The organism is Bradyrhizobium sp. 142 (genome assembly GCF_023074015.1).
Lineage (GTDB): Bacteria > Pseudomonadota > Alphaproteobacteria > Rhizobiales > Xanthobacteraceae > Bradyrhizobium.
The window spans coordinates 1-5577 of the sequence record NZ_JADPKQ010000527.1 but is presented as its reverse complement, the minus strand read 5'-3'; the positions used below and the strand labels follow the sequence as shown (position 1 = coordinate 5577).

Below are 5577 nucleotides of genomic sequence, written 5' to 3'. Positions count from 1 at the left end.
CCCTTGGGAGGCCAGCAAGAGAACTCGCTCGGCAACTTCCACCGCAGAACGCTGCTGCTGACGAGTAAAGGAGGGGCTGGACAGAACTTCGTCTAGAATATTCCGGAGCATGTGGACTGTGGCTGTGTCGTATGTCATGCGGCCATCCCGCTTACTGAAACAAGTCGGAGGATGCGGATGCTAAGCGAATGGAAAAGCGACGTCGGACTCAAAAAGTGCGTCCCGGCATCGCCTATTTTCTAACTGAGCGCTGAAATCTCAGTTGGTTTCGATTATGCAAGGACGATGCCACAGTTTTGTGACGAGGCGTCGGAAGGAATCCGCGAAATCGTCGCTCCTATAGTTCGCGCTCCATCGCACGATGGTGCCGGTTCTTCACTTTGATCCAGTGCTTCTGCCGGTTGCCTCGGTGAGGCCGATCGCGGTGCTTCGAGACCAAGCTCTCAAGCCTGCCTGGAATAGATCCGGTCCGATCTTCCTTCGCTCAAAGGGCCCTAGGGTGATGCGTCCGGCCGGCGAGCCAAGAGCCCAGGTTGTCTTCCGGAGATGCAACGGCGAGCCGCGGAGGGCCGCGGCGAGCATTCCGCTTGCGCGGAAGACGTCGCAGCGTCTTGGCGAGGAGTGGTATTGAAAAGCTCGGCAAGAGGATTGGAGGACGAAGGCGTCGTCCAACTATGTAGAACGAGGACGCAGCGCCTTCAGTCGAACTTGCACGAATCTCTGGTTCACACCAAGACGGCACTGGCGGCAGTCATCCAGTTCTCAGAGAGTACCAGCCCCAATGCGAGCCAGGTCGTAAGAGACAAGCAGACGCCAATTCCCAGATAAGGCAATGCTATGCACATCGGCTCCTCCGTGACCCGACACGCCTGACAATGCTTTGACACTCGCAGATTCGTGGGCTCACGCCTATCTCGATTTTAGGTACGGCATACTCTTTTGAGACTATGCGTGCGATGTATCAATAGAACGCGACGGCGATGCGCTTCTCGTGGCGCCAGACCACTGCACAGCGGCGTGGGCTCCCGTCGGGAATGACCGTCAGCGCGAATTCGTTAGTAAGTTTTTCGTCTGCAGCAACATCGAGCGCGGCGCCGTACGCTGAAATGCTTCGAATGGTGCACACTGTTTTCGACCGGCCGAAGCTGATCGAGCCTAACGTTACAACGCGAGGCGAGCGAGGATTCTCGAACATATTGTTCTCCAGGTATTTGAGACAACGCACGCAAATCGACCTCAGTAACTATCCCTTGGCGACGCAGCGCGTGCCTTTCAATGCCGCCAAAGACGCCGACTCAGAAATCGGCCTGACGGTCGAGGATCCGGATTTGAAGGGATGCGCTGAGATTGTCCGACTTGCCTGCCCAAGGACGATCAACCCAGGTTGGTGAGCCATCACGACCGCTGCTCCGGGGCACTTACCGAAAGTGCCAGCAAAGTCGGCGCCGGCTTAGTCATCTCGTGTTCGGGTCGAGGCCACATCTCTAGCCGTCCTCTCCATCGGTACGCAGAGCCCTTTTAATATATTTTAATTGTACCTTAACGGCATATTTAATATGTCGCATATTAAACTATAAGATTAAATGATTAAATAGTTATTTAGGGAGGATTAGGCGAATCCGGGGCCATTCGCCCTCATCGCCTGCGCTGGACCCCCGATCCAAGGCGCCTGTCCGCGCTGGGCCAAGCGGCAAAGTAGAACGGTTAACCAAGCCAACGAAGAGGCCTCATTTTGGGCCAACTTGATCATGACCGTTGGACCGCTCTGCAAAAGGGAGCGGCCACGTGATTAGAATCGTCGTGCTTGGAGTGGCTTGCCTAGCGGGACTGGGTGCTATTGCTGCAGCGTCCAAGAAATCCGCACCGCCGCCCGGGCCTGAAGTGGTCAGGCCAATAGTTGCTGGCAACAAGGCTGATCGCCTGCCATTCGCAATCAAACTGGACATGCCGACTGCCGTTGAGAGCGTGGATGTGGCGTACGTTCAGCCTGGCGGTAAGGAGCAAGCTGATTTGCAGCCACCAGCACCAAAGCAAGCCGCTCTTCCATCGCCTCGCGACTTTACTCCGCGTCATTGGCACGATCCGCATGACCTGAAGGCCAAGGCCGCAAACAAAAGAGCCGACAGCACAAGAGGACGAAGAAAGGCCGCCTCTGATCAGCCTCTAAAGCAGGTTGAGGCTAAGCGGTGCCGTTCGGACGGGCTGGATCCCCTCCTAAGAAAGCTGAACTTATCGCCCCCGTGCGATTCGTGACCTCCCAGTTCTGGTCGCTTTTGACAGTAGGTCTTACTGTTCGCTTTTAGGGTGACGCCCACCATCCATTGGGAAATGGCTCGAGCGGTCCTGCGCCAAGATCGTTGTCGCTTAAAAGCGTCGGACGGAACGTCGAGCTCGGCTGGCGCGGACCTGCCCCGCTCGCATTCCAAGTCGCCGTCGCCCGCGCGCGGCTAGTGCAGCCAAAACGCGAGGCCCGGTTTGGTGTATTCGCCCCGAGCATGGCCCACGGACGCGGCGGCCGTAATTTCCCGTTATTGTGCTTCATTGGCTCAGATCAAGCCCACAATAATGAAAAGTGCGATCTCAACCAGCATGATTGCTCCTGTCATCGCGGAGACAAGAAACACGTCACCTAGGGACAGGAACTGCATGGTTCGCTCCCATTCCCCGAAGAAACGGCCCCTACATCCGAGGCGTAAGCAGGGGCAGGATGCTGGAGCCGTTTCTCGGAGAGCTTGACGCGTTCGTCCGGCGTCAAGGTATTGCCAAATTAAATCATCCTTTAAATTTTGTCTATATTTAATTCGGTTTAATTGTGGATTTCTGCCTTACTGCATTTAATTGCACCACTATCGGTTGTTGGAAATCCCACGTTCTCATGCGTTTCTGTCATCCGCCGCTGGCGGCAATTCGGATTTGAACGCGCAGCACTCGCGGAAGCATGATCACGAGGTGCAGCTCTACGCCTTTCATGTCCTTGCGATCGACGGCGACGACCGGCAACACGACCGCGGACGGGGCGCATTGGGTCTATCGGTTCGACGGCCACCGTACAAAATGCTGGTTCCAAGTCCAAGGAATCACGACGGTGAGGAAGGGGGTTCATCGCACTGCCCAGCATCGTGTCGCTCGTTCCGACAAGAACGAGACCGCGCCGGCGAGAGCGGTCGTGGATGCGCATGCCGAGTTGCAGCGCTCCCCATCGCCGGAAGCGTCTCAGCCGAGGTCGCCTCGTTCCCCAATCAAGGCGGCTGATGCTGATGCCGCTTCCAGTGTCAGTGCCGGTTTGGTGGCCGCGGTAGCGACGGCACCATCGCCGATCCTCCGACCGCTCAGATCGCGCCCGAGTGATCCGCGCCCCGTCAAGCCGAGGCGGGGAAGCTTCTCGCGCCGACGACCGGCGATGCGGCCTCGGTTCTTGCGGCTATGCCGGCCGAGGCGGGCGATGATGGCTGGGGTCGGACGTCAACTTGGGTCGGCGCGTTGCTGATGACGCTCGGCCTCGTCTTCGTCATAAGCTCGAGCCGCGCGGGCGCCCGCCGACTCACCTCCAGCTATGTCGATGGGGCACGCGCATTGCAGGGGCGCACGACGAAGCACGCAGCTGGACGGCAACTTGGTTAGGTCTTCTGCTGCCGACGCTGCGGAGCTTCTCGATCTTAAGCTCGGGCCGCACGCTTCGGCACGCCGTGAGATTACGCCACTGAAGCGCGCTACATTGGGCAGGACTTCGCGGCGGCGTGAATGAGTTCAAGCGTTGGTATTGCCGAATTGCCACACGTACAATGGTTCCGCGCACCTGCACTCAGTTTGGCACTGCGTTAGATAAACATTCGATTACGATGATGGTCCCCTTTTGGATGGGACTGCCATCATGCGGTACAAAGTTTTTGTGGTGGACAGCAGCCGGCGAGTGATCTGCGCGGCAAAGCTCGACTGCGTCGACGAGCAGGCTGCGAGACGTCGAGCCGAGCAAATGTATAGCGAGCACGATGTTGAGCTTTGGGAAGGTGATCGGCTCGTTGCTCTATTTACTGCAACGTCGAGCGAAAAATGGGGCGACCGCGCTGTCCTGAATAGACGGCCAGTCTTGCCGCCGAGTTAGTTCGAACATTTGTGAGCACGCTGGCCTGGCAGGGTTTGATGCGGGGCTGAACTGTATTTCGTTCCAGTGTTTCGGCTTGTACTCACAAGTTGCTGCGCGAGGCGCCTGGGTCGCTCCGGTTCGTCAACGTTTCTGACGGTAATTCTCCGGAATTGCTGTAATGCCAAACGGAGTCTGAGATGCAGATCCACGTTGAGGTCAAGTTCGGAATGGGAGGTGATCATGCGCGGCAGAGCACTGGTGATTGCATTCGTGATCTCATTGACCGCGCCGGCTTCGGCTCAGAAGGCCGAGATTGAAGCGACTAACGCGAAATGGATTGAATTATTCAGCAAGGGGGATTTCTCCGGGATTGCGTCGCTCTACAGCACTGATGCGACGGCCTTGCCGCCTGGTTCTGCGATGGTACACGGCCGAGCGGCCATCGAGGCGATGTGGAAAGGCATGGCCGACCAAGTTGGCGATCCAAAGCTCACAACTGTTGACGTCAAGCCGCTTGGCCCTTCCGCAGCGCGCGAAATCGGGACTTTCACTCTGAAGACTAAGGGACCGACACCGCAGGAGGTGACGGGAAAATATGTCGTCGTTTGGGAAAAGGTCCGAAACGACTGGAAGCTCACCACCGACATATGGAACGAGGGCAAATAGGCGTCCGTGCCGCCCGAATAGGAACGGCCGAAGGGCGAGAACGTCGTCGACTTGATGGAGGCGCTACGCCGGAGCGTGGGGAAGGAGGCTGCGCCTGCGCCTAGATACTCCACGGATCGCGAGTCGTTCGCGTCCGCGAATTATTCGGGATCGCCCGCTGGCATGCTCGTCGCAGCGCTTCCGATGGATGTAAACCCACGTTCCTAGGTGATCGGTCTAGCCAAACTTTTTACTCCGACACATCCACGCGGGCATCCACCAAGATCTCGGTGATGGCGTCCCATAGGCTGTCGCGGTCAAGGATGCGGACCAGCCGGTCGATAGTGTCCGCGGCATCCCTCTCGCGAGTGAGATAGTCCGCGAGCGCCATCATGGCGAGGTCATAGAGAGCCGGCTCCGGAAATCTGCACAGGACGTTAAGTGGAGTTTCTGCCTGACGACGGGCACGATAGGCCCGCGAATCAGGAGAGACGATGAGCAGACGAGCACGCCGGAATCACTCACCGGCCTTCAAGGCGAAGGTGGCTCTGGCCGCCGTCAAAGGCGATCGAACGATAGCCCAACTGGCCGAGCATTTTGACGTTCACCCCAATCAGATTACGGCGTGGAAATCGCAGCTTGAGGGCAATGCTTCCGGGATTTTCGGACCAGGGGGCGGGCCGCCGGCCGCGCCCGCAGTCGATGTGAAGTCGCTGCATGCCAAGATCGGAGAGCTGACGCTGGAGAATGATTCCTAAGAAACGGCAGCAACTACTTTCGGCTCCAAGGGCTGGAGAACAAAGCCGAATGCCTTGGCACGCCGATGCAAATTGTTGACCACTCGCGTC

At 57.8% G+C, this 5577-nt stretch carries 3 protein-coding genes and 1 pseudogene; 2 read left to right on the top strand and 2 right to left on the bottom strand.

Annotated features, from left to right (window positions below):
• Positions 1-961: 961 nt before the first annotated feature.
• On the bottom strand, positions 962-1195 hold the full coding sequence (locus IVA82_RS47080; protein WP_247389202.1) for a PilZ domain-containing protein: 234 nt from the start codon (positions 1193-1195) through the stop codon (positions 962-964).
• A gap of 3129 nt (positions 1196-4324) precedes the next feature.
• On the opposite strand from IVA82_RS47080, the gene IVA82_RS47075 reads away from it, so the two are divergent.
• Positions 4325-4750, top strand: coding sequence for a DUF4440 domain-containing protein (locus tag IVA82_RS47075; protein WP_247389201.1), 426 nt, complete (start codon positions 4325-4327; stop codon positions 4748-4750).
• Positions 4751-4979: 229 nt separating this feature from the next.
• Here IVA82_RS47075 and IVA82_RS47070 read toward each other — a convergent pair whose 3' ends face one another.
• Positions 4980-5123 carry a hypothetical protein gene (locus IVA82_RS47070; protein ID WP_247389200.1) on the bottom strand — a complete coding sequence of 48 codons (144 nt, stop codon included), beginning with the start codon at positions 5121-5123 and terminating at the stop codon, positions 4980-4982.
• A gap of 100 nt (positions 5124-5223) precedes the next feature.
• Between IVA82_RS47070 and IVA82_RS47065 the strand changes: the two are divergent.
• Positions 5224-5481: pseudogene (locus tag IVA82_RS47065) on the top strand (transposase); the annotation flags it as partial.
• Positions 5482-5577: the final 96 nt, after the last annotated feature.